Here is a 22,752-nt window from a genome sequence, read left to right as displayed (position 1 = left end):
CATCATGCGTAAACTGCTTGTCATTTTTGCCGCCCTGATTGCATCTTTCTGGTCATTGCCCGCTGCTGCCGAAGTCACAATAAGCTTCCATAGCTTCAATGGCTCGGTTTTCTTTGGCCGCTATCCGCACGCTTTTGTGATCCTGGAAGGGACACTGGACGGGACGGGCGAGAAGGTGAGTGAGAATTATGGCTTCACCGCGAAGAAGGTCTCGACTGCAATCCTGTCAGGCCCGGTGGAGCATGGCATCATGGTGGAAGAAGCAAGCTACATCAAAAAGACCAACCGCCATTTCAGCGTGACGTTGACTGATGAGCAAGTGGCGAAGGTGCGCGACACAATGCGCGCCTGGCGTGATGCGCCGGGAAAATATTACGACCTGGAGAAGCGCAATTGCATCCATTTCGTTGGCGCGATGGCGGAAATTGCCGGTATCACGGTTGATTTCCCGCAGCAGATGTTGCGCCGCCCCAAGAAATGGATGAATTATATTGCAGCGAAAAATCCTCATCTGGGCGCAAGCCGGATAAGGTAGTATTCGCGCAACAACGGGGAAAAGAACCGCTGAACGCTTGTGCCGGCAGTAACTCTGGGGAATCACACTCAAATGGCGATTCTCAGCGATAAATGGATTAGAACAGCGGCACAGGAAAAGGGCATGATCGAGCCCTTTGTCGAAGCACAGCGCCGCGACGGCTGCATTTCTTACGGGCTCAGTTCATTCGGCTATGATGCACGGGTCGCACCCGAGTTCAAGATTTTCACCAATGTCGATTCGACTATTGTCGATCCCAAGGACTTCAACCCGAAGAATTTTGTCAACCGCGAAACGGATGTCTGCATCATCCCGCCGAACTCCTTCGCGCTAGCGCGGACGGTCGAATATTTCCGTATTCCGGAAGACGTGCTGGTAATCTGCCTCGGCAAGAGCACCTATGCGCGTTGCGGGATCATTGTGAATGTGACACCACTGGAACCGGGCTGGGAAGGCCATGTGACGCTGGAATTTTCCAATACGACACCGCTCCCGGCAAAAATCTATGCCAATGAGGGTGCCTGTCAGTTCCTGTTCCTGAAAGGCAACGAACGCCCCGAAGTCACGTATGCTGACAGGGCCGGCAAATATATGGGCCAAAAGGGCGTCACTCTGCCTAAATTGTGAGGCAATTCGGGGCAGCGAACGTTATTCGTTCCGATCCGAAGCCCCATTGCCGCTACGTCTTTGACTCTGCACCCATCTGCGCCCATTCAAGGCGCAGATAAGGAGAGTTTGATGACCAAAGAAGCCCGCGAATTTGATATCGTTGTTTATGGCGCCACCGGATATACTGGGCGGCTTGTCGCTGAATATCTAACCACCCATTACGCCGGCCATGCCGATGCGCCCAAATGGGCAATGGCTGGCCGCAACCAGTCAAAACTGGAGGATGTGCGGGATCTGATAGGCGCACCGAAAGACACCCCTTTGATCGTCGCCGATGCGTCTGACCCGGACAGCCTGACCGCAATGTGCAAGCGGACCAAAGTCGTGCTGACCACGGTTGGCCCATACCAGCTTTACGGCAATGAATTGGTCGAAGCCTGCGCTCGCGAAGGCACCGACTACACCGATCTGTGCGGTGAACCCACTTGGATGTCGCAGATGATCGAAAAGCATAATGACCTTGCCAAAGCGTCTGGCGCGCGCATCTGTTTCTCCTCCGGCTTTGATTCGATCCCGTTCGATCTGGGCGTGATGATGCTGCAAAAAGAATCCAAAGCGCGGTTCGGCAAGCCAGCCACCAGCGTCAAAGGCCGCGTTCGCGCGATGCAAGGCGGCCCGTCAGGCGGCACCGTCGCCAGCATGAAAGAAACCATGAAAGCGGTGGCAAAGAACCCTAAGCTTATCGGTGTGCTGCAAAGCCCGTTCGGGCTGACCCCCGGTTTTAAAGGGCCAAGCCAGCCGTCTGGTTTAATACCCGAATATGACAAGGATTTGGGTAAATGGGCTGCGCCATTCGTGATGGCGGTAATCAACACCAAGAACGTCCACCGCACCAATTTCCTGCTCGGCCACCCCTATGGCGAAGATTTCAAATATGATGAAATGATGCTCACCAGCGCTGGCGAAATGGGTGAGAAAGCCGCCAAGGCAATCTCCGACATGGCCAAAAATCCTTTCGGAAGCAAACCGCCAGCACCGGGCGAAGGTCCGACCAAGGAAGAACGCGAGAACGGTTTCTATGATGTCGTGTTTCTTGGTGAAACCGCTGACGGTGAGAAGATTAAATACGGCGTAATTGGCAAATATGATCCAGGATATGGCTCGACCAGCCGAATGATCGCTGAAACCGCCATTGCATTGCTCAGCTGCGACGCCGATGGCGGAATCGGAACGCCAGGTTCATTCCTCGGTGAAAGCCTGGTCAAACGCCTTCAGGACAATGCAGAAATCAGCTTTGCGGTTGAAGACTGAATAGTCGGTGCAGCGTGCGGACCGCTTAGAAGCTGGTCCGCACGCTCACTTTGAAGTTTCGGCCGGATAGCGGGACAAAGTCTTTAGTGAAACTGGCGTGACGCCGCCCGGTCGCGTTCAGGATATTGTCCGCCTGCAAGACAATCGCGACAGTGCCATTATCGCGTAGAGGTCTCCACGCAATCGATGCATTCACGAACGTAAATCCATCGGTTTGGGTTTCAAATGGAGCTACGGATTTCTGGCTATCAAACCATTGGACTTCGACACGACTGTCGAAATCTCCAGTTGCGGCCTCGAGCGCGCCAAGCAAGCTCAATGGCGGAATCCTTGGCAAAGCATTACCGTTTGAAAGTTTCGCATTGATGTAATCACCGCGCAGATCAGCGGTCAGGCGGACCGGACCATTCTCGATCAAAGGCAGGGAAATCTCGCCCTCGACCCCGAAATAGTCGACATCGCCCTGCAGATATTCAAACACCGGCAAATCATCTTCCTCGCGGCCGGTTTCGCTCAGAAAAATGTAATCGCTAAACCAGCTTTGGAACACCGCCACATTGACGCTGGCAAGACCCACGCGGCCCCGCACGAACGCTTCGACACCCCACGCAGTCTCGGTGCTCAAAAATGGGTCCCCGACTTCAAATGCCTGTGTCGCAATATGCGGCCCATTCGAGAATAATTCTTCGGCGCTTGGCGCACGTTCTGCGCGCGATCCGGTGACGCCGAAACGAAGCCCGTCTTGCGTTTCATGGGCAATCGAAAGCGCGCCAGACACAGTTCCAAAATCACGCTCGACACCCAAATCCTGTGCGCCCACCTTGGTCGCTTCATATCGCGCCGCCATTTCCAACTGAACCGGGCCGGTTTCTACCTCCTGCAATGTAAAAATAGCGAACTGATCGGTACGGTTCGGCGGTACATAGGCCTCTGCACCTTCAGCGCGGAAATCGCGGAAATAATACTGCGTGCCGATAGACCCATTCCATGTGCCTTTTCGGTTCTGTTCTATAACCGCGCGAGCCTCCAAGCCCGAAACATCGAACACTGTGCCGACCTCGGCGCCTTCAAATTCCGTGTGGGTGTAATCGCTGAATCCAACCCGTGTGTGCAGCGCATTGAAAAAGCCATCACCCAAATCTAGGTCACCGCGCAAATCAGCGCGAACCTGGCGCAGACCAATCGTTACGTTTTCATTTTCTTCCTCTGCGCCAAATTCTGGCGCACCAAAAGCCGGCGCATCGGCCTCTTCTTCGCCATGATGTCCCGCACCAGGGCTAGTCGGGATGCCATAGCTGGTGTCATAAACGCCAACCGAAAAACCGAGGCTGCTTTCACCTTTGAAGAAAGCCAATCCAACATCGGCGCTCCACGTTTCGGTCGCGCTGTTGCGCAAAGTCCCGCGCTGAGCGGCTGTCTCGCGCAATTCATCCGCCTCTTCGAATTCACCCTCCAATTGCTCCGCCGCCGCGTCTTCCAAAAGCTCCGCGCGAAGGCCGGGTGCAATCACGAAACCGGGCACCGTCAGATCACCTGTTTGGCGATAAGCTCCGTTTGCGTGGATGACGAAATTCTTGCCGATTGGGACGTCGACCGACAGCCCGCCTTCATACAAATTGGCGGCGCTATTAGCAGCAATTGAGGCATCCACATGGACAGGCTCTTGCGGCACACGGCGCGGAATTCGCCGGTCGATGATGTTAACGGCACCGCCGATTGCCTGACTACCGTAAAGCATCACGGCCGGCCCGCGCAGGACTTCTATCGATTCGGCGGTTAGCGGGTTGATCGAAACCGCATGGTCTGCCGAGGTGTTGGAGACATCGATTGCACCGATACCGTCCACTAGCACCTTGACGCGTTCACCCGAAAATCCGCGCAGAACCGGACGCGAAGCACCCGGCGAAAAGCTGGTAGCCGATACGCCCGGCAGTTTTGCCAGAACTTCTCCGATTTGGCCGTCCTGATTGCGTTGGAGCTCTAGTCCCTCAACCACTGAAGTCCCTGCAAGGACGTCAAGTTGGGTCAAGCCCACCGCCCTGACAATGATTTCTCCGGCGGCGTTCACACGCCGGTCGTGGTAATCATCATCAAGCCGTTCATCGGAGACGGCTTTGGATTCTGGCTCAGCCTGCGATTGATCTTGTGCCAGCGCAGGATGTGCAAAGCAAAGCCCAACCAGAGGAACAAGCGACACACCAAGCAGGTTTCGAACTTTGTTACGGGGCAAGGAAAAGACTTTCTGTATGTTACAACGTAACGTGCCAATAACTTACTCTGGCTGAGTTGCAACAGGGGATTGCGACAGACAGCGCAAATCATCCGCCGAACTGCAATAATCATCCATAATTTGCGGAGCCGCGAACTGCCGCTTCGCTAGGGAGCATTAAGACAGGAGCGCAGCCAAAGCTGCGCTCCTGTTCATTTTACCCTATACAAGAATTGCAAATTCTATCTGGCGACTTAGCCCGCTGGAGCGACCAGCAAACGGCCGTTCAAATCTTGCACCGGGCGAGCGTTATTACCCATGATCCCGCCAAGTGAGCGCAGCTGATCTTCGCTCATCGTCACCGTGTCCTTGGCGACATGCCAATTAACACCTTCACTACAAGGCGGTGTGGTAAGCGATCCTTGAAAGCGGAAAACATCGAGATCATCCGGCAACATGCCATTGGGATCAAGTGTGACATCGCTTACTGCACGCGGATCGGCTTTGGTTGCCGGCGCCGCTTCGATAATTTTGGCCAACTCGGCATTGGCATCGCCTATTTCAAACAGGACGCCAAGCACCGCCAGCTTTCCTGTGGCATCAGCGTGCACGAAATGCGCAACCATCGGGTATTGCTGGCCGTGCATGACTTCTTCGGATGGTGTATGGAAATGGACCTGAAGCAGATTGAACTGCATTGTTCCGCTGGTCAGCTTTGACCCTTCAGCGAATCTTGCTTCCACTGTGTGGCCATTGTTGAGAATAGTCAGTGGGCCAGGTTGGTAATCGGTGAACACGGAAACATCGGCGCGAGCGTTAGCCTCAGCCAAATCAATCGGCGATTGCATCAGTCCGCTTGAACATTTTTCAAAGGCCGGATCAAGCGATCCCCAATTTTCCGGGCCCGTCGCGCCTTCATAGCTCCAGTCAGTTGCCAGCGCAGTTCCTGCAAGAGAAACAGTCGCAGCCGCAGCAACACCAAATTTTACAAAATTCTTCATGATAGTCCTCTTTGTTGGATATTACCGACAAAACGAGGCGAGCAGAGATTCGTTTCAGTGAAAGTTACAGCCACTTTTGATAGGTTTTGTCTATGGTGAGCCAGCAATCGCAATTCGATGGCAAAGACGAGCGTATGGGCAATTAAATGGGGGCGACGCAGCACAAAGCCTCCCCGCAATGGGGCAGGCTCTGACTTACGATAAATCGAAGAAATGGAGCGGGCGAGGCGATTCGAACGCCCGACCCCAACCTTGGCAAGGTTGTGCTCTACCCCTGAGCTACGCCCGCTCACTAGACGTCCCCGAAACTGGTGAATCACCGTTGTTTCGGTGGGGAAGCGGGCAGTTAGCAGTGGTTTTCAAAGGCGGCAAGCGGAAAGTGGGACAAAGGTCGGAGGAAGACAGATGAATCACTGCCCACCCTGTTTCGCCCTTCACATATCGGGTAAAAGCCCCACATAGAGCGAACACTTTTAGGGCTTAGAAGGATTACATTGTGGCAAGCATGGGGCTGAATATCGAAGAACAGAAGGCAGTTGAGAAGTTCCGCGCCGAAGTAGTCGATCCGTCGATGACCAAATTGGTGATTCTCGATTTCTGGGCGGAATGGTGCGGCCCGTGCAAGGCGCTCACCCCCATGCTTGAGAAAGTGGCAGCAGAATACGCCGACAAGGGCGTGGTGCTGGCGAAGATAAATGTCGATGAAGAAAAATTCATCGCCGGCCAGTTCCAGGTCCAGTCAATCCCGACAGTCTATGCGATGTTCCAAGGCCAGCCAGTCGCAGATTTGACGTCAGCGCGCAGCGAATCGCAGATGAAGCAGATGCTCGACGAATTGCTGGAAAAGCTGCCGCTTGATGGCGCTGCCGATGGCGCGGTGAATAGTGGAGCCGGTCAGCCACAGCAAGATGTTGGACAGTTTGTCGAGATGGCGGAACAGGTGCTGACAAAGGGTGATCATGAACGCGCTGCGGGTGTGTTCATGCAGGTAATCCAGATGGCTCCCGATAACATTCCCGCCCATGCGGGCTTGATCCGTGCGTTGGTTGCTGGCGGACGGACAGAGGAGGCGCGAAACATTGCGGATGCGCTCGAACCGGCGATTAAGGATGACCCTTCGGTTCAGCAGGCTCTGACCGCGCTTGAACTGGCTGGAACACGGGTGGATGCAAGCGAGTTGCAGGCATTGCGCGAAGCAGCTTCTTCGAACCCAGCTGATATGGAAAAGCAATTGGCATTCGCCGAGGCTGCGTTCGCCGCTGGTGAACGCGATGAAGCCGCCAATGTCCTGCTGGCAATGGTTGAGGCAGATCGTGCGTGGAACGAAGGCGCGGCACGCACCAAATTGCTGCAAATCTTTGAGGCGACAGGCCTCGAGGATCCATGGGTCGTCACCACCCGTCGCAGCCTGTCGAAAATCCTGTTCAGCTAAGCGCATGGGCCAGCGACTTTCGATATTTCCGCTCACTGGCGCAATCCTGTTTCCCGGGTTGCAAATGCCGCTGCATTTATTCGAGCCGCGTTACCGCGCGTTGGTGAGCGATGCGTTGGCGCGGGACCGGCGGATTGCGATGATCCAGCCGCAACGCCCGATTGAAGGTGCGCCGCTGTACAATGTCGGCTGTGTTGGCCGGATAAGCGATTTCGAGGCCCTGGAAGACGGGCGCTATAACCTCGTTCTTGAGGGCGAAAGCAGGTTCCGCATCATCAAGGAGCTCGATGTCACTACCCCGTTTCGCCAAGTCGAGGGACAATTGATTGACGAGCCCGAAAATGAATTTCTCAGCAGCATCGAACGCGCCAGCTTTGAACGCGAAGCAAGGCGGTTTGCCGATGCGCAGGGCTACAGCGTCGACTGGACTTCGGTGACCAGCCTCGATGATGTGTCGCTAATCGATGGCGTTTCGCAAATTGCTCCGTTCGATTCAGCTGCCAAGCAAGCCTTGCTCGAAGCCAATACGCTGAACGAACGCTGCGAGTTGCTGGTTCAACTCATGCAGTTTTTCGGCAAGCGTGATGGCGATAATGACCGGGTTACGCTGCAGTAATTAGATCCCGAAACTGCCCTTCAACCCGTCAATCACATATTGTGCGGCGAGCGCCGCGAGCAGCACGCCCAGCAGCCGGGTAATGACCGCTTCGACCTTGTCACCAAGCAAGCGGATCAGTGGACCAGCCGCGATTAAAGCAGCCATTGTAATCAGCAACACCGAAGCAAGCGCGCCCAAGATCACAAGCGTTTGGTCGGTCCCTTGGGCATTGTTCATCAGCAACATGACCGCCGCGATTGCGCCCGGTCCCGCTAGCATAGGCATCGCCATCGGGAATACCGAGACATCTTCCGCCTGTTCGGGGTTAGCCGTGACTTTCTCCGCCCGTTCTTCGCGGCGCTGGGTGCGTTTTTCGAACACCATTTCGAATGCAATCCAGAACAACATGAAGCCGCCAGCAATGCGGAAACTGTCGAGCTCGATATGCAGCGCAGCGAGCAATTGTTCGCCGAACAGGGCAAAGCCGACCAAAATCACCATCGCAATAAAGCAGGCGCGGATCGCCATGCTGCGCTGCTGGGCGGTGCTCGCGTCCTTGGTCAAACCGGCGTAAATTGGCGCACAGCCAGGCGGATCGATAACCACGAACAAAGTGATGAATGCAGAAATGAAGAGCTCGGTCATTTTCGCCGCTTAGTCGTCTTCGAGCGGGGATGAAAGCCCCTCTTCAATCGCTGTTTCCCATCCAGCAGCGGTAAAATAATCGGCGGCGATATACTTGGTCCCGTCAGCGCGGTGCTCCCACCGCCAGCGCAAGGTTCCATCGCGTGAAGTAATTTCACCCCTAGGCTGCTGGCCAATAGCCGTTACCTCAGGCGGGCGAGTAAGGCCTTGCCCGGCGCGCGGGCATATCGCGACAAATCCTTGAACCGAATCCAAAGCTTCAACCGTGATAATACCTTCCGGCGCATCAGATAGATTCCTGGGCGGAGGCTGCGGAACATCGGGTCCGGCCACATCATATATCCAGCGATACTCGGTGTCATTAACCCGCTGCCAAACGGTCACATAATTGCCGACGACGCCGCTAGGCTCCCTGAAACGTCCCTGACTAACCGCCAGTGACCCGTCGCAGCTCATCACCACAGCGCGAGGAGACCAATCAACCGCGCCGGTTCCTGCGTCGCCTGCCGTACCGCTTGCTGCCAAAGCAAGGCGGGCGGGAACGGGGCCATTGCGGCCATGAAGAACCGCATTCGGTCCCGCAAAATCCAACGAAGCGCTCGCCAGGCCGTCTGTCTTCGCCGCCCTCGCAAATTCTAGCTCTGTCGCCACCACTCTACTCGGTTGTGCCAGGCCCGGAGCGCCTACCAAGGCGCGTTCTATCCGGTCGCGCGGCATTCTGGACGGACCACCTACGCAAGCCGAGAGAAGGAGCGAAGAGACAGCAATTGCCGCAAATAATTTTAACATGATTGCCCCTTATCCGGTAGCGCCTCTCTTGTCGAAGCGCTTCATAATGAGAGCGAGAGCTATAGTCCCTCTGGAACGTCCATGCCGGCGTTGCGGTAGGCGGCGACCAGCGTATTGCGCAACAGCACAGCGATGGTCATCGGCCCTACGCCACCTGGAACCGGGGTGATCGCAGCGGCGACTTCGCTTGCTTCTCCAAATGCGACGTCGCCGACTAAGCGGCCCTTTGTCTCGCCATCCGCTGGCGGCAGGCGATTGATGCCAACATCGATTACGGTTGCACCATCCTTGAGCCAGTCTGCCTTGACCATTTCTGGCCGGCCAACCGCCGCCACGACAATATCGGCACGACGCACCACGGCGGGCAGATCTTTGGTTCGGCTGTGCGCGATGGTTACCGTCGCATTCGCATCGAGCAGCAATTGTGCCATCGGCTTGCCAACAATGTTGGATCGCCCGATGACCACCGCCTCCAAACCCGACAAATCTCCCAGCCGGTCTGTCAGCAACATAATGCAACCGAGCGGTGTGCAAGGCACGAAGCCGTTCTGGCCGACGGAAAGTCGGCCCGCATTTATAACGTGAAACCCGTCAACATCCTTGTCGGGACTGATCGAGCCGATGATAGATTGTTCGTCCAGATGGCTAGGCAGGGGCAGCTGGACCAAGATGCCGTCGACTGCCGGATCATTATTAAGCTGCTCGACCAAAGCGAGCAATTCGGCTTCGGCGGTGTCATCTGGCAGACGATGCTCGAAGCTGTTCATATTGGCCGCGACCGTCGCCTTACCTTTACTGCGGACATAGACATTGCTCGCGGGGTCTTCTCCGACCAGCACCACCGCCAAGCCGGCTTTCCGGCCTGCTACAGCTGCAAAATCCGCAGCGATTACGCCTACCCGTTCGCGCAGTTTTTCAGCGAAGGCTTTGCCGTCTATTCTCGTAGCAGTCATGGAGTCACGATATTCCCAAGAATAATCATAATTGCATTGAGCCCGAGAATCAGGACCAAAGGCGAGAAATCCAGAGCGCCGGTTTGCGGCAATATCCGCCTGATCGGCGCTAGCACCGGATCAAGCAGCGAATTTATCGATTCATAAACCTGCCGCAAAAACTGGTTTGACCCATCGATCACGTTGAAGGCAAACAGCATCCCAATGATAAATTGGATAATGATCAGCATCACAAATGCATTAATCAACATTCCCAAAATCTGTAAAAACGCAATCATTCTGTTATGTCTTTCATAAATTCAGTGCTTAAATTCTGTCGCCATGCGAGATGCATAGGTGTATCAATATACTAATACAGCTTAACCTGCGCTTATCAATGTTCCTGCGCCGGTTGATGTGAAAAATTCCAGCAACATTGCATGCGGGACGCGCCCGTCGAGCACAACTGCTGCGTCGCAGCCGCCCTCCACTGCATGAACACAGGTTTCCAGCTTGGGGATCATCCCGCCGCTGATTGTTCCATCGTCGCGCAATTTTGCGACATCAGATGGCTTCAAATCGGTCAGCAAAGCGCCATCCTTGCCCAGCACCCCGGCAACATCGGTCAACAAGAATAACCGCGCAGCGCCAAGTGCTGCGGCAATCGACCCGGCCATAGTGTCGGCGTTAATATTGTAAGTGTGGCCATCCTCACCTGCGCCAATCGGGGCGATAATCGGTATCATTCCGGCGGCCACCGCGGTGTCGATAATATGCGTGTCGACATGAGAAGGTTCGCCGACAAAGCCCAGATCGATCACTTGCTCGATATTGCTCTCCGGATCGCGAGTGGTCCGCTGAACCTTGATCGCGGTGACCAAGCCGCCATCCTTGCCCGAAATACCAATCGCCTTTCCTCCGGCTTTGGCGATCCAGCCGACCAATTCCTTATTAATCGCGCCCGACAGGACCATCTCGGCTACTTCTGCAGTTGCTTTGTCGGTCACCCGCAAACCGTCCACGAATTTGCTTTCTACGCCCAGTTTTTTCAGCATCGCGCCAATTTGCGGGCCGCCACCATGGACTACAACCGGATTGATCCCGACTGCTTTCAGCAGCACGATATCTTCGGCAAACTCACGCGCCGCCTTGGGGTCACCCATCGCATGACCACCATATTTCACCACAAAAGTCCGCCCGGCATAACGCTGAAAATACGGTAGCGCCTCGATCAGCGTCTCGGCTTTGCTCAGCGTGGTGATGTCGTCGGTCGCGCTCATCGCGTGGTCCTTATGCGTTGATGGCTTGCGCTTAGCGGTTCGCGCTCATGTAGGGAAGCCGGAGCGCTAGGTAGTTACTCTTAAATCATTGGTCAGCATTGTACTGTAACTTCCGGCAATGCGACCGCGTTCTTCAAGCACTTCGAATATCAGACCGTTTCGGCGAGCATCGCGCCCGCTATCAGGGGGCGCTTTCGGTTTCCCCATGCTGGTTTCGGGCTGCTGTCTGGCTGTGTTTACGGCCGTATTCCTGTGGGATAGTGCGCCGAGGAGCCAAGCCGCTGATGTGGACAGCTCGCGAAGCGTGATAACAACCGTCACTCACTCCGACACAATCAATGCCAAATTCGGCATCTGTGGAGCCGGACCGCGTTCTACGTGCGTGGTCGATGGCGACACGATCTGGCTTTATGGAACCAAGATCAGGATCGCCGATATCAACACTCCTGAAGTGTCTAATTACGATTGTCAGAACGAATCGCGATTGGGCATGGAAGCAACACGCAAATTGGCAAGCTTGCTCAATGAAGGGCCATTCAGCGTAGAAACCGCGGACAGGGATGAGGACAAATACGGGCGCAAATTGCGGATACTCAGCAGAGACGGAAAGTCGCTCGGCGCGGTTCTGGTAGATGAGGGCCTGGCAGAAGAATGGAATGGCGAGCGCATCGACTGGTGTTGATGACAGCGGCACGGCCCTTCCTGCTTCGCCCGCAATCTGGGAGGGAGGAGCATGGCCCGTACCCCTCGCTTCCACACCAAACCGCTCCGCCGCCGACATAATACTTGGCTTAAACGTATCATGCCATGGCTATCATTTTTGGTCGTTGTAGGGGCGGCAGTGATTATTATGCGGCTTCCGATTGGTGGCGGTGATTGGGAGCGGGTCGATACGCGCTTCAGCCTGTGCGAGGATCGGGATTCAAACGGCTGCGTGATTGATGGCGATACGATCATGTTTGGCCAGGGAAAAACCGCCCGCAAGATCAGATTGACCGGATATAACGCGCCCGAGATGACCGGCGAATGCCCCGCTGAATCAGCGCTGGCAATCCAGTCGCGCGGCGCTTTGCAAAGCTGGCTAAACCAGGGGCCGTTTGACATGAGCGAGGGCGCTGACCCGCCCTACGATCAATATGGCCGAGAGCTTCGCTCGCTGAAGCGCGGCGATGAATGGTTGTCCGAAGTTATGGTGGCGCGCGAATTGGCGCAAGAAACCGGATGGGGCTTTGTTCGCGGCGGGTGGTGCAGCTAAGTCTCCAATTCGGCAATCATGCTGGCATAATCCGCATGACCCGTAACAGGGGCGACATGTTCCGCCCATTGTGCGTCGAGCAGGTCGGAGATCAACGCGGGCAATTCGCGCCGCTCGGCATTTTCCGGCCGCACTTTGGCTGAATCGCTGCCGGAAGGCAGGCCCGCTTTCTCCTCGCTCATGCGGCGCATCATCGGGTCGGCGAAAGGGGCCTTGTGCTCGATCATGAAGCTGCGGCTGGTGCGCTCTTCAACCAGATCAATCGCGGGATCATCTGCCTCAATTCCGCAAAATCCGGCCAAACGCCTGATTGCGTCACGCTTGTCCGACAAAACGGTGCGATAATTCATCAGCAGCGTATCGGCCTCATCCCGCCGCGCCCACCAACTGAGCAGATGCTTGTAATAGTTGAGCTGGCTTGGCCCGCCCATCAGCCACACCGGCGTGAATTCTTCGAGCTGGATGGTCCCCGGTTCAAAAAACCATCCGCTGAAGAAGTGATACATCGAAACGAACGCTTCTTTCGGATCGCGCAAAGTGACCACATATCGCGCACCGGCAGGCAGGCCTTCGTAGTCGAGGTGGCTCTTGAACCCGCGTGGCTCGGCCTTTTGTTCGGCGTTGATATCGAGACCGAGCGACGCGGCGGTTTCAATCCACGGCACCACCCGGCTGATGTCGTCAAAATCCATATCGCCGCCATGCTGAGCCATCCGCAATTGATGGAACATCTGCTGCATCATCGTTGTGCCGCATTTGCCATAGGGCGTGATGATCACATCGGTCGGCCGCGCCTCAAGCGGATCGGACGCCGCAAGCTGTTCCTCAGTCGGTGCGAGCTTCGGCATTACTTCGGCCAGCTCGGCCAAGGAATGTGCGCGGCGCGGTGTTGTCTCGGTCATAAAAATCCCCCCTGATCATACCGGATGAAACATTTCCCACCGACTTGCAAATCAGCAAATGTCCTAACAGCATTGCCACGCAGCGCGCATGCTGCAACACTTGGGCAATGATCAAAACCACCACCATTTCCGCCCTCTCCCTGCCTGCTGCCATCCTACCTGCCGCCGCTCTGCTCAGCCTCTCGGCTTGCTCCGAGGCCCAGACACCTGCACCTGCACCCGCATCAGAATCCGCCAGCCCACAAGACCAATTCTGGCAGGCGCTCTCCACCCATTGCGGCAATGCCTATCAAGGCGCGCTGGTTAGCAATGACGCAGCCGATGCCGATATGCAGGGTGCCGATATGGTCATGCATGTCCGCGAGTGTTCGGACGAGCAAATCTCCGTCCCGTTTCATATCCGCGAGCAAGGCAAGGAGTGGGACCGCTCGCGCACCTGGGTCTTCACTCGCACTGCCGATGGCCTGCGGCTCAAACATGATCACCGTCATGAAGATGGCGAGAGCGACGCGGTCACGATGTATGGCGGCGACACAGCCGATGGCGGAACCGCCACCCGCCAATCATTTCCGGTCGATGCCGAAAGCATCGCGATGTTCGAACGCGAGGGGCTGACCGCCTCGGTCACAAATATCTGGTCGGTCGAAGTCGGTCCCGCCACCGCGCCCGACCCCGAGTTCACCTATCAACTCACCCGCACTGTCGAGGGCGGCGCACCCGAACCGCGCAATTTCCGCGTCACGTTTGACCTTTCCCAACCGGTCGACGCCCCGCCCGCGCCCTGGGGATTTTAAGCGCCCGACATGGCCCGTAACCGGCCCCGTATTTCAGCCCGGCCTCTGCCACCTCACAGTCTGCTCGCTCAACATACGAAAGCGCGGGCCACAGATTACACCGACTGCTTCACTATCGACCTTTCCGGCAAGATCACGCTGCCTGCATTCATTACCGCATTCTATAACTCCCCCGCTTTCCGGCCCGAACGCTGGGCGCTGCATCTGATTGGCAAAGGCTCCGGCGCGCAGGATGTCGCCAGCCTCGCCGCAGCCCAAATCACAGATTTCGCCGCATGGTCGGTGGTCGCGCGGACCGAATCCGAAATCCTGTTGCAGGATTTCCAGCACCGGACCTGCAGCTGGCTGATGGTGGAGCCACTCGCCACCACCGCCCCGACCATCATGGGCCGCACCCGCATCCTTTTCGGCAGCAGCGTGCGCAATCCCGGCAGCCCGGTTTTCCGCGCGCTGATGCCGGTCCACCGCTGGTATGCACACAGGCTGCTCGGCTCTGCGGCGAAGGCGCTGGGCCGCACATCATAAAGCGGTATTGTAGGGTTCAGGGTTACACCTGTCACCTAACACACCTCTGGTAAGTAACCGATTTCATGCGTTTTTCATGTTGGAGAACGGGTTACACATTTGCTCGGGCCTGCAAAACGGGGGTTTTCGATTAAGTTTGAAAGGCCGTTTTAGCAGCGCCCCGCGATGTAGGAAAATCGCAGCGAAATTCAGTCCGGCAGAACGAGCAGTATTACCGCCGCAGCGATCTGGAATAACGCAATGCCGTGCAACCGCGAGGAGAACGGCTGCTTGCGCGTCTTGTGCCGGAACAGCGCCCGTCCGGCATAGGCCCCCAAAGTTCCGCCAATCAAAGCGAAGAACAGCAAATCCGCCTCGGAAGTCCGCCGCGCCCCGTTTTCAGCGCGCGCCTTGTCGATGCCGAATGCGGCAAACGCGATGAAACTGACCGCCGCCAGATAGGTGACGATGTTTGCGGGAGTTAGGTAGGGGAGAATCAGGTCCATGGCGCTGTAATAGCGGGAAAGATTTCAAATGTGTTTAGCGTAGGAAGGCGGGTGAAGTTGGGCGGGGCCGATATCGGAATAGTTGAGGTTTTGATGTCGTCTGCATGAGAACATTAGGCAGCACGCACCGTGACAAGGGTCACATTCGGCGTTCGGCAAAGTGGCTATTGGTGCTGCTCTCAAGCAGGAGCAGTTGAAATGATGAGATCAGTATTAGTTACCGCACTCGCCCTATCATCGGGTGCTTGTGCAAATTTCTCGCCTCTTACGAAACAAGTAACGGTGCCCAATGTCGCCGCGAACAGTGCGCAATGGCTAACCTACGACAGCAGTCGAAGAGGAACTCTCGTAATCCGTGAGGTCGGCGAGAATGGCAAGCCAGATCGGGTGATCAGTTGCGCTGAGCCAGCGCCCGACACAGGCTTTAGTTTCACCAACAGCTTCAAGGCAAACGGGAGTTCAGGCGGAACTACAATCGGAGCTGAAGCAGCCTTCGCGGCCACACTTGTCGCGTTGGCGGGGCGAGATAACCTCGTTTTAATGACTCGTGAGTCGATGTTCAGGCTATGTGAGGCTCGTGCCAACGGCTTCATCAACAACGATCAGTACAATTCTCAGTTTACGAAGCTACTCGAGCAGATTGTGGAGATTGCCCAAGCTGTAAAACAACAATCCGCTCAGGCGACAGCTGCCTTAGTGAAAGCACAAGAGGACAGGCGTTAAGACGGCCTATAAGTGCGGGGAAGGCGCAGACTTTCCCTGTTCGGCCAAGGCGGCCGCCAGTTTACGGTAAAGGTTGGGGTGATAGCGTTTGCTCGCCGGATCATTGCTGATTGTTGATGCAGTCAGCCTATCGCCAGCCGCTGCGGTAGGAGCCGGGGGTGAATAAGCAAAGGTAAAGCCTACTATATCTAGGTTGCATATGGGTCGCGAAGATACAGATTGAAGTGGGCCCCAGCCGATGAGGCGCACACCAACCAACTATAGGGCGAATCGCTGACAGTATATTAGAAATAAAATTCAATAAAATCATTTGGTGCTGATTTTCAGTTTTATATCTCTTGATTTCTCCAATGCAAAAATAGAACTATCTTCCTTTACGATAATAAAGTCATCCAATACTAATATTATAGGAAGACATTTTTTGTCTGAGACTGCACATGGCCATCCACTTGCATTTCGCGCCTCATGTATTCCTACCAAATTTCCTAATATAAACAAAAAATAAGCAACGTTCATGAAAATCAAAGAACAGCGTAAGCTTATTGGAGGCCGGAAAAAAATAATAAAAAAACAGGAAATCATTGGAGCTGCCAGAAAGGGCATAAATCCTCCGGCTAAAAACATATTGCCCAGAGGATTTTCCGCCCCCAAGTATTTAATAACATCTTCGAGATAAAATGTTTGTATCACCATTAGCGCGATGAAAATTAGAAGCGCTAAAAAGGCGATCATAATTCTCAGGAAATTTCGCCTCGGTCGTTCGGAGCCTTCCCCAGAAATATCTTCACCACGGGTTTGGCGCTCTGGATTCAGCAACCCAAGAGCCAACATTGGCACCCCAAGCACAATTGCCGAAATTAGGAACGAGAAGTGCGAAAGTGCAATTCGGTAGAAGTCCGTAAGCGTAAGAAGGTTGGTAAGTTCTACCGCCACCCCAAAGACAACACCGTACGCATAAGCAGCGCTCAAAATAGAATAGGTGACACCAATAATCGCCAGCGATTCACCGAAGCCAAAGCTCCTGATCCATAAGAGAAAATTACGCAGTGTTAGCTTGTCACTATTCACTCCGCCGCAACAGGCTCTCCGCCAGCATCTTCAAACAAGCCCGGGCCGTCATCGACGACTTCGTCATTCGCCTGATCGCCGGCCTTCGCTTTCTTGCGGTTGTCAAAGCTGGACCAGACGTCTTGCCAATCGCCCTTGGTCGCGCCTTTTGAATATTCGGTGGCGCGTTGTTCAAAGAAGTTCGCGTGTTCCACACCGTTCAGCAGCGGGGCGAGCCATGGCAGCGGGTGATCTTCCACCATGTAAATCGCGGGCAGGCCCAATTGGCCCAGACGCCAATCGGCGATGTAGCGGACGTATTTCTTGATTTCTTTTGCGGTCATGCCGGGAACGGGGCCCTGTTCAAACGCCAGATCGATAAAGGCGTCTTCCATCCGCACGACTTTTTGACAGCAATCGATGATGTCTTCCTTCACCGCCTTGGTCAGGCAGCCGGTTTCCTCGCAAAATGCGTGGAACATACGGATGATGCCTTCGCAATGCAGGCTTTCATCGCGGACCGACCAGCTGACGATTTGGCCCATGCCTTTCATCTTGTTGAAGCGCGGGAAGTTCATCAGCATGGCGAAGCTGGCGAACAATTGCAGCCCTTCGGTAAAGCCGCCGAACATCGCCAGCGTGCGCGCGATATCGGCATCATTATCGACGCCGAAATCCTGCATGTAATCGTGTTTCGCCTTCATTTCCTCATATTCGAGGAACATCCCGTATTCGCTTTCGGGCATACCGATCGTGTCGAGCAGATGCGAATAGGCCGCGATATGGACGGTTTCCATATTGGAGAACGCGGCGAGCATCATTTTGATCTCGGTCGGTTTGAACACGCGGCCATATTTTTCGTGGTAGCAATCCTGCACCTCGACATCGGCCTGGGTGAAGAAACGGAAGATCTGCGTGAGCAGATTCCGCTCGTGATCGGTCAGGTTCTGCGCCCAGTCGCGGCAGTCCTCGCCCAAGGGCACTTCTTCGGGCATCCAGTGGATTTGTTGCTGGCGTTTCCAGAAGTCATAAGCCCAAGGGTATTCGAAGGGCTTGTAGGTCTTACGGGATTCGAGCAACGACATGTAGTGTCTCCGTGGGATTACGTCAGCTGCCCATCATACAGAATCACGCTTCTAAATCGAGTGCAAAATCAAAGTTTGTTTGGTGATAAAAAGGTGTAAATTTCGCTTGCCTGATCGGCTGGCGAAGATGCCGCATCCGCCGACCGGCCGCGACTCGCGGAGTTAGGCCCGTTGCTGGGGTGAAGCGCGCTTTGTCCGGCCGGCCGCTCTTGTTTTGCGGAATTCGGCGCCGGTATCACTTGCGGCGGTAATCCCGTTTTAACCCATCCTCGTCATCCGCCTTAAACGGGCTGCTCCTACCAAGTGGGTATGTCGGCCATGCCCTGCCCCCCCTCCAGACATAGTCTGCCCGAGGATATTGATCACGCAATTGATAGCGGGGGACACCCGCGTGAATGGTCCAAACCACTGCAAAGCGCCTATGAAGATGACCAGCGCGGCGGCATTTTTCTGGAAACGCGTTTCCTGTTGGTCGTCGGCCTGGTTGTCGCCATCTCGACGGTTCTGGTCGATGTCACGGTCAGCCCCGAGATTGCCTCGCGTGGTCTGTATTTGCGGCTTGTTTTCGTGGTCCCGGTAATTCTGGCGGGATTGCTGATCAGTAAGCCCGAACGCGCATGGGTAGCGACCTTGGCGATGTGCCTGTCGCAAATTCTTTTTGCGCTGGTGGTGATCCATTTGTCATTCCAGATGCCGGTGGTCTCGGCCAATCGTTATCTGATGTCAGCCGGGATTATCCTCGGCCTGTCAAACCTGCTGTTCCAGTTCCAATTCTGGCAACTCGCCTGTTACAATATCGTCTATTTCATGGCTCAGGTCGGGATCATCCTGCTTCAAGGCCCCGACGGGGTGGCAGGATATTTTGACTATATCTCGATCCTGATTGGCATCAGCCTCGGGACATTGGCGATATCGGAGCGGGTCTCGCGCCTGGTCTCGCGCAATTTCCTGTTGCGTCTGCGCAACGAGCTTGCAGCGGAGGAATTGCGGGCGACCAACCAGTTATTGCAGGAATTATCCGATCGCGATCCGCTTACCGGCCTATCAAACCGCCGCCATTTCGAACGGCTTTTCGGCGAGATCTATGGAACCGAGCAGCCATCTGCCCCGGATAACATCGCGCTGATGATGATTGATATCGACCATTTCAAAGAGTTTAACGACAATTACGGCCACCAGACAGGCGATCGCTGCCTGGGTGCGGTGGCGCTCGTGCTCGACCATATGGTCGGTGCGGAAGGCGGAATTGTCGCGCGGTTCGGCGGCGAGGAATTTGTCGTCGCCATCCCTGAAAAGAACGCCGGACATGCGGCTGATCTGGCCGAACAAGTGCGTCAGGAAATCGAGGGTATTCCGCCCGTCGAACGCACTTCGCGCGATAGCAACGTCACGGTAAGTATCGGCATTGCACAATGTTCTGGGAGAGTCTGCGCCGACCTCGACCAACTGATCAAAAGCGCCGATCAAGCACTTTATCAAGCGAAGCGTTTGGGCCGCAACCGAATATGTCTGGCGGCACCAGTGCGAGAAGCGGCCAAAATCACCGCCTGATCTGGTCAGCGCCGCAAAACTCAATCGCGGCGCTTTTTCGATCCGAAGAATGATCCCCCGCCAAGCACAGTTACCCCGAGAAAGAAGCCGAAATCATACCAGCCACCGCGATTGGGCACCGCGTAAACCGCGATGTCGGGATTGAACAGCGAGCCGATAAACGACCACGGGAAAATGAACCCGTGCCACAGCCCCCACAGAAAACCGGGAGTCTGTGGGTCTTGCGCAATGCCCGCGTCAATTTGGGAAGCGCAGGCCGAGAGGGTGAGGATGAGGAGTGCTCCGACTGCAAAGTTAAGTTTTGTCATCGTGCTTTACCCCTTTATCAATGTCCATCGTCAGCTTCACGTTGCGCTTAAGATAGTATCGTATTCCCCAAAATGGAAGAATCCACCAGAACAGATAGAGCCAACCTTTAGGCCCTGCCTTCGCCGCGCAGTATGGAAGCTCTATCAAACTGCTTCTGTAACCACGCAATTCCAAACAGGCGCTATCCACTCGTAAAGCGGCCCCCAAGAATAGTGTGACAAATATCCAAATGGCCAAGGTCGCCAGAACGCCGAAGAGACCGAACCACGAGACATGCTATGTCCGAGTTCCGGTCTCTTTAGGTAGCTTGGGATTGCTCATGAGAGCCTTGCCATTACTGGCAGCTCAAACATTCCTCATAATCGGTCTGCTCTGCGGCCAGTTCGAACTTCGCGGCGTCGGCCGTGTTGTCCGCTTCCACGCCGCCGGCAAAGCCTGCGCGCTGGATGCTCTTGGAACGCAGGTAATAGAGCGATTTGATGCCTTTTTCCCACGCTTGGAAGTGCAGCATCATCAGGTCCCATTTGTCGACATCAGCCGGAATGAACAGATTGAGACTTTGCGCCTGATCGATGAATGGCGCGCGGTCGGCGGCATATTCGAGCAAGTAGCGTTGATCGACTTCGAAGCTGGTTTTGAAAGTCGCCTTCTCCTCGTCGCTGAGGAAATCGAGATGCTGGACCGACCCTGCGTTTTCGAGGATCGAATTCCACACATTGGTCGAATCCTTGCTCTTCTCGCGCAGCAATTTTTCCAAATACGGGTTCTTCACGATGAAGCTGCCCGACAGGGTTTTGTGCGTGTAGATATTGGCCGGGATCGGTTCGATACAGGCACTGGTGCCGCCGCAAATGATCGAGATCGACGCGGTCGGGGCAATCGCCATTTTGCAGCTGAAGCGCTCCATCGCGCCCATCTCTTCGGCATCAGGACATGGCCCGCGCTCATGCGCGAGGACCATGCTGGCTTCTTCCGCTTTGCCCGAAATATGCTTGAACATTTTCAGGTTCCAGACCTTCGCCATCGACCCTTCTAGCGCGATATTCTTCGCCTGAAGGAACGAGTGGAAGCCCATCACGCCCAGACCGACGCTACGTTCGCGCATCGCGGAATATTTCGCGCGGGCCATTTCTTCGGGCGCACGGTCAATATAATCCTGAAGCACGTTGTCGAGCATCCGCATCACGTCTTCGATGAAGGTCTTGTCACCGTTCCACTCATCCCATTTTTCAAGGTTGAGCGAAGACAGGCAGCATACTGCGGTACGGTCATTGCCAAGGTGGTCAATGCCGGTTGGCAAAGTGATTTCGCTGCACAAATTCGATGTCGAAACCTTCAGGCCCAAGTCGCGGTGATGCTTTGGCATCATCCGGTTCACCGTATCGTTGAACACGATGTAAGGCTCGCCAGTGGCAAGGCGGGTTTCGACCAGTTTCTGGAACAGGGCGCGCGCATCAACATCGCCGCGCACTTCGCCGGTTTTGGGCGAGAGCAATTCAAACCGGTCGCCCGCACGGACCGCTTCCATGAACTTGTCGGTCAACAGCACACCGTGGTGCAGGTTCAGAGCCTTGCGGTTGAAATCGCCCGATGGCTTACGGATTTCGAGGAATTCCTCAATTTCAGGGTGCGACACATCAAGATAACACGCAGCCGAACCGCGGCGCAGCGATCCTTGCGAAATCGCCAGCGTCAGGCTGTCCATCACGCGCACGAAAGGAATGATACCGCTGGTCTTGCCGTTCAGACCGACTGGCTCGCCAATACCGCGAACATTGCCCCAATAGGTGCCGATGCCGCCGCCCTTGGACGCAAGCCATACGTTTTCATTCCAAGTATCGACGATCCCATTGAGGCTGTCCGATACTGAATTGAGATAGCAGCTGATTGGCAGACCGCGCGCAGTACCGCCGTTAGAAAGGACTGGTGTCGCTGGCATGAACCACAAACGCGAAATGTAATCATACAAACGCTGGGCGTGTTCCTGATCATCCGAATAGGCATCGGCCACGCGGGCGAACAAATCCTGAAAATTCTCTCCGGGCAGGAGATAGCGATCGATCAGCGTTTCCTTGCCGAATTCGGTCAGCAGCGCATCGCGCGACAAATCGGTTTCGATGGTGAAACGGCGCGCATTGACCTTCTTGCTGTCATCGACAGGTGCAGCAGCCTTGGCCGCTTCAGCCATCGCGCCAGCCAAGGCTTCGGCACCGAGAGTTTCGGCTTTTTCTGCAACCAGCTCGTCCGAGCCTTTGTCAGCCTTATCCATTGTCACTGCGACTTTCTCTTTTGTGCCCGAACTGGTGGGTGTAATGTTTGGCGCCGATTGCTGTTCGGTAATTGTATTTTCGCTTGATTGCTCGAGCCCCATGGCCGCATCATCCCCGGTTTTGAATTCCATAATATTTCCGCCAGTCCTCAATTTTCGGACACCCGCCCTACTGGCCGAATGTTCCACTTCCGTTCGAATCGGCAGGATGTATCCTACCTAGCATTTTTGGCTCGTCTGGCGGTGAATTACTTTTCCCCCGACTTGCCCCCAATCGTTCTTTTGCCTGCCCATCTTCCTCCCTGCTCAGACCGAATCACTCCCATCGTGCCGCTCGGCACGCCCCCGTAAGAATAGGTGCAAATCACTAGGTCTAGTAGGTGTCCCCAAGGCCAACACACCACTTAGTGAATCAAGCAGGACGTGGGCGCAAGAGGGTAAATAGTATTTAACCATGCGCCGGGCC

At 55.3% G+C, this 22,752-nt stretch carries 24 protein-coding genes and 1 tRNA gene; 11 read left to right on the top strand and 14 right to left on the bottom strand.

The genetic code is table 11. The annotated features are described in order from the left end of the window. The first annotated feature begins 4 nt into the window (after nucleotides 1-4). From GRI36_RS03840 to GRI36_RS03830, 3 genes are all read left to right on the top strand, one after another. Entirely contained in the window at nucleotides 5-535 is a 531-nt protein-coding gene (locus GRI36_RS03840) for a hypothetical protein (RefSeq protein ID WP_160597267.1), read from the top strand. A 72-nt stretch (nucleotides 536-607) separates the two neighbouring features. Continuing rightward, nucleotides 608-1,162 carry a dCTP deaminase gene (gene dcd / locus GRI36_RS03835; RefSeq protein ID WP_160597266.1) on the top strand — a complete coding sequence of 185 codons (555 nt, stop codon included), beginning with the start codon at nucleotides 608-610 and terminating at the stop codon, nucleotides 1,160-1,162. 111 nt (nucleotides 1,163-1,273) lie between these two features. Beyond that, nucleotides 1,274-2,455, top strand: a complete 1,182-nt coding sequence (locus tag GRI36_RS03830) for a saccharopine dehydrogenase family protein (protein ID WP_160597265.1) — start codon at nucleotides 1,274-1,276, stop codon at nucleotides 2,453-2,455. Between the two features lie 25 nt (nucleotides 2,456-2,480). Here GRI36_RS03830 and GRI36_RS03825 read toward each other — a convergent pair whose 3' ends face one another. The 3 genes from GRI36_RS03825 to GRI36_RS03815 form a co-directional block, all read right to left on the bottom strand. Then, a complete protein-coding gene (locus tag GRI36_RS03825) occupies nucleotides 2,481-4,685 on the bottom strand; it encodes a TonB-dependent receptor (RefSeq protein ID WP_235902156.1) in 2,205 nt (734 codons plus the stop codon). Between the two features lie 233 nt (nucleotides 4,686-4,918). Next, on the bottom strand, nucleotides 4,919-5,665 hold the full coding sequence (locus GRI36_RS03820; protein WP_160597264.1) for a carbonic anhydrase: 747 nt from the start codon (nucleotides 5,663-5,665) through the stop codon (nucleotides 4,919-4,921). Between the two features lie 214 nt (nucleotides 5,666-5,879). Further along, a tRNA-Gly gene (locus GRI36_RS03815) sits at nucleotides 5,880-5,954 on the bottom strand. Nucleotides 5,955-6,170: 216 nt separating this feature from the next. Between GRI36_RS03815 and GRI36_RS03810 the strand changes: the two genes are divergently transcribed. Continuing rightward, complete coding sequence (locus GRI36_RS03810) at nucleotides 6,171-7,097, top strand: tetratricopeptide repeat protein (protein WP_160599033.1); 927 nt, start codon at nucleotides 6,171-6,173, stop codon at nucleotides 7,095-7,097. A 4-nt stretch (nucleotides 7,098-7,101) separates the two neighbouring features. Further along, on the top strand, nucleotides 7,102-7,713 hold the full coding sequence (locus GRI36_RS03805) for an LON peptidase substrate-binding domain-containing protein (RefSeq protein WP_160597263.1): 612 nt from the start codon (nucleotides 7,102-7,104) through the stop codon (nucleotides 7,711-7,713). Here the strand turns inward: GRI36_RS03805 and GRI36_RS03800 are convergent, their stop codons facing one another. The 5 genes from GRI36_RS03800 to argB form a co-directional block, all read right to left on the bottom strand. Next, entirely contained in the window at nucleotides 7,714-8,340 is a 627-nt protein-coding gene (locus tag GRI36_RS03800; protein ID WP_160597262.1) for a MarC family protein, read from the bottom strand. A 9-nt stretch (nucleotides 8,341-8,349) separates the two neighbouring features. After that, on the bottom strand, nucleotides 8,350-9,129 hold the full coding sequence (locus tag GRI36_RS03795) for a hypothetical protein (RefSeq protein ID WP_160597261.1): 780 nt from the start codon (nucleotides 9,127-9,129) through the stop codon (nucleotides 8,350-8,352). Between the two features lie 59 nt (nucleotides 9,130-9,188). Further along, the gene (folD, locus tag GRI36_RS03790; protein ID WP_160597260.1) at nucleotides 9,189-10,082 is read right to left on the bottom strand and encodes a bifunctional methylenetetrahydrofolate dehydrogenase/methenyltetrahydrofolate cyclohydrolase FolD; all 894 of its coding nucleotides are present in this window, start codon (nucleotides 10,080-10,082) and stop codon (nucleotides 9,189-9,191) included. Further along, nucleotides 10,079-10,333 (bottom strand): YggT family protein, encoded by a 255-nt coding sequence (locus GRI36_RS03785; protein WP_235902155.1) that lies wholly within the window; start codon nucleotides 10,331-10,333, stop codon nucleotides 10,079-10,081. Before GRI36_RS03785 ends, folD begins: the two co-directional genes overlap by 4 nt. Before the next feature lie 108 nt (nucleotides 10,334-10,441). Next, on the bottom strand, nucleotides 10,442-11,341 hold the full coding sequence (gene argB / locus GRI36_RS03780) for an acetylglutamate kinase (protein ID WP_160597258.1): 900 nt from the start codon (nucleotides 11,339-11,341) through the stop codon (nucleotides 10,442-10,444). A 286-nt stretch (nucleotides 11,342-11,627) separates the two neighbouring features. On the opposite strand from argB, the gene GRI36_RS03775 reads away from it, so the two are divergent. Together GRI36_RS03775 and GRI36_RS03770 are read left to right on the top strand one after the other, a co-directional pair. Continuing rightward, nucleotides 11,628-12,023: a thermonuclease family protein gene (locus GRI36_RS03775; RefSeq protein ID WP_328598344.1), complete on the top strand. Its 396-nt coding sequence runs from the start codon at nucleotides 11,628-11,630 to the stop codon at nucleotides 12,021-12,023. 51 nt (nucleotides 12,024-12,074) lie between these two features. Then, entirely contained in the window at nucleotides 12,075-12,596 is a 522-nt protein-coding gene (locus tag GRI36_RS03770; RefSeq protein WP_160597256.1) for a thermonuclease family protein, read from the top strand. On the opposite strand, the gene GRI36_RS03765 is transcribed toward GRI36_RS03770, so the two are convergent. Continuing rightward, entirely contained in the window at nucleotides 12,593-13,498 is a 906-nt protein-coding gene (locus GRI36_RS03765; protein ID WP_160597255.1) for a sulfotransferase domain-containing protein, read from the bottom strand. The genes GRI36_RS03770 and GRI36_RS03765 overlap by 4 nt on opposite strands. A 107-nt stretch (nucleotides 13,499-13,605) precedes the next feature. On the opposite strand from GRI36_RS03765, the gene GRI36_RS03760 reads away from it, so the two are divergent. Both GRI36_RS03760 and GRI36_RS03755 read left to right on the top strand, forming a co-directional pair. Beyond that, nucleotides 13,606-14,292, top strand: a complete 687-nt coding sequence (locus GRI36_RS03760; protein ID WP_202392111.1) for a hypothetical protein — start codon at nucleotides 13,606-13,608, stop codon at nucleotides 14,290-14,292. Nucleotides 14,293-14,301: 9 nt separating this feature from the next. Beyond that, the gene (locus GRI36_RS03755; protein WP_160597254.1) at nucleotides 14,302-14,817 is read left to right on the top strand and encodes a hypothetical protein; all 516 of its coding nucleotides are present in this window, start codon (nucleotides 14,302-14,304) and stop codon (nucleotides 14,815-14,817) included. Between the two features lie 188 nt (nucleotides 14,818-15,005). Here GRI36_RS03755 and GRI36_RS03750 read toward each other — a convergent pair whose 3' ends face one another. Beyond that, nucleotides 15,006-15,302 (bottom strand): DUF1294 domain-containing protein, encoded by a 297-nt coding sequence (locus GRI36_RS03750; protein ID WP_160597253.1) that lies wholly within the window; start codon nucleotides 15,300-15,302, stop codon nucleotides 15,006-15,008. Nucleotides 15,303-15,500: 198 nt separating this feature from the next. Between GRI36_RS03750 and GRI36_RS03745 the strand changes: the two genes are divergently transcribed. Continuing rightward, nucleotides 15,501-16,025 (top strand): hypothetical protein, encoded by a 525-nt coding sequence (locus tag GRI36_RS03745; protein WP_160597252.1) that lies wholly within the window; start codon nucleotides 15,501-15,503, stop codon nucleotides 16,023-16,025. Between the two features lie 306 nt (nucleotides 16,026-16,331). Here GRI36_RS03745 and GRI36_RS03740 read toward each other — a convergent pair whose 3' ends face one another. Further along, a complete protein-coding gene (locus tag GRI36_RS03740; RefSeq protein ID WP_160597251.1) occupies nucleotides 16,332-17,093 on the bottom strand; it encodes a hypothetical protein in 762 nt (253 codons plus the stop codon). Then, a complete protein-coding gene (locus GRI36_RS03735) occupies nucleotides 17,090-18,157 on the bottom strand; it encodes a ribonucleotide-diphosphate reductase subunit beta (RefSeq protein WP_160597250.1) in 1,068 nt (355 codons plus the stop codon). The genes GRI36_RS03740 and GRI36_RS03735 overlap by 4 nt, the downstream gene beginning before the upstream one ends. 318 nt (nucleotides 18,158-18,475) lie before the next feature. On the opposite strand from GRI36_RS03735, the gene GRI36_RS03730 reads away from it, so the two are divergent. Continuing rightward, a complete protein-coding gene (locus tag GRI36_RS03730; RefSeq protein WP_160597249.1) occupies nucleotides 18,476-19,708 on the top strand; it encodes a GGDEF domain-containing protein in 1,233 nt (410 codons plus the stop codon). Between the two features lie 20 nt (nucleotides 19,709-19,728). Here the strand turns inward: GRI36_RS03730 and GRI36_RS03725 are convergent, their stop codons facing one another. Both GRI36_RS03725 and GRI36_RS03720 read right to left on the bottom strand, forming a co-directional pair. Continuing rightward, nucleotides 19,729-20,016, bottom strand: a complete 288-nt coding sequence (locus tag GRI36_RS03725; protein WP_160597248.1) for a hypothetical protein — start codon at nucleotides 20,014-20,016, stop codon at nucleotides 19,729-19,731. A gap of 335 nt (nucleotides 20,017-20,351) precedes the next feature. Continuing rightward, nucleotides 20,352-22,286: a ribonucleoside-diphosphate reductase subunit alpha gene (locus GRI36_RS03720; RefSeq protein WP_407985679.1), complete on the bottom strand. Its 1,935-nt coding sequence runs from the start codon at nucleotides 22,284-22,286 to the stop codon at nucleotides 20,352-20,354. Between the last annotated feature and the right edge of the window lie 466 nt (nucleotides 22,287-22,752).

The organism is Pontixanthobacter gangjinensis, from assembly GCF_009827545.1.
GTDB classification, from domain to species: domain Bacteria; phylum Pseudomonadota; class Alphaproteobacteria; order Sphingomonadales; family Sphingomonadaceae; genus Pontixanthobacter; species Pontixanthobacter gangjinensis.
This window is presented reverse-complemented; position numbering and strand designations above follow the sequence as displayed.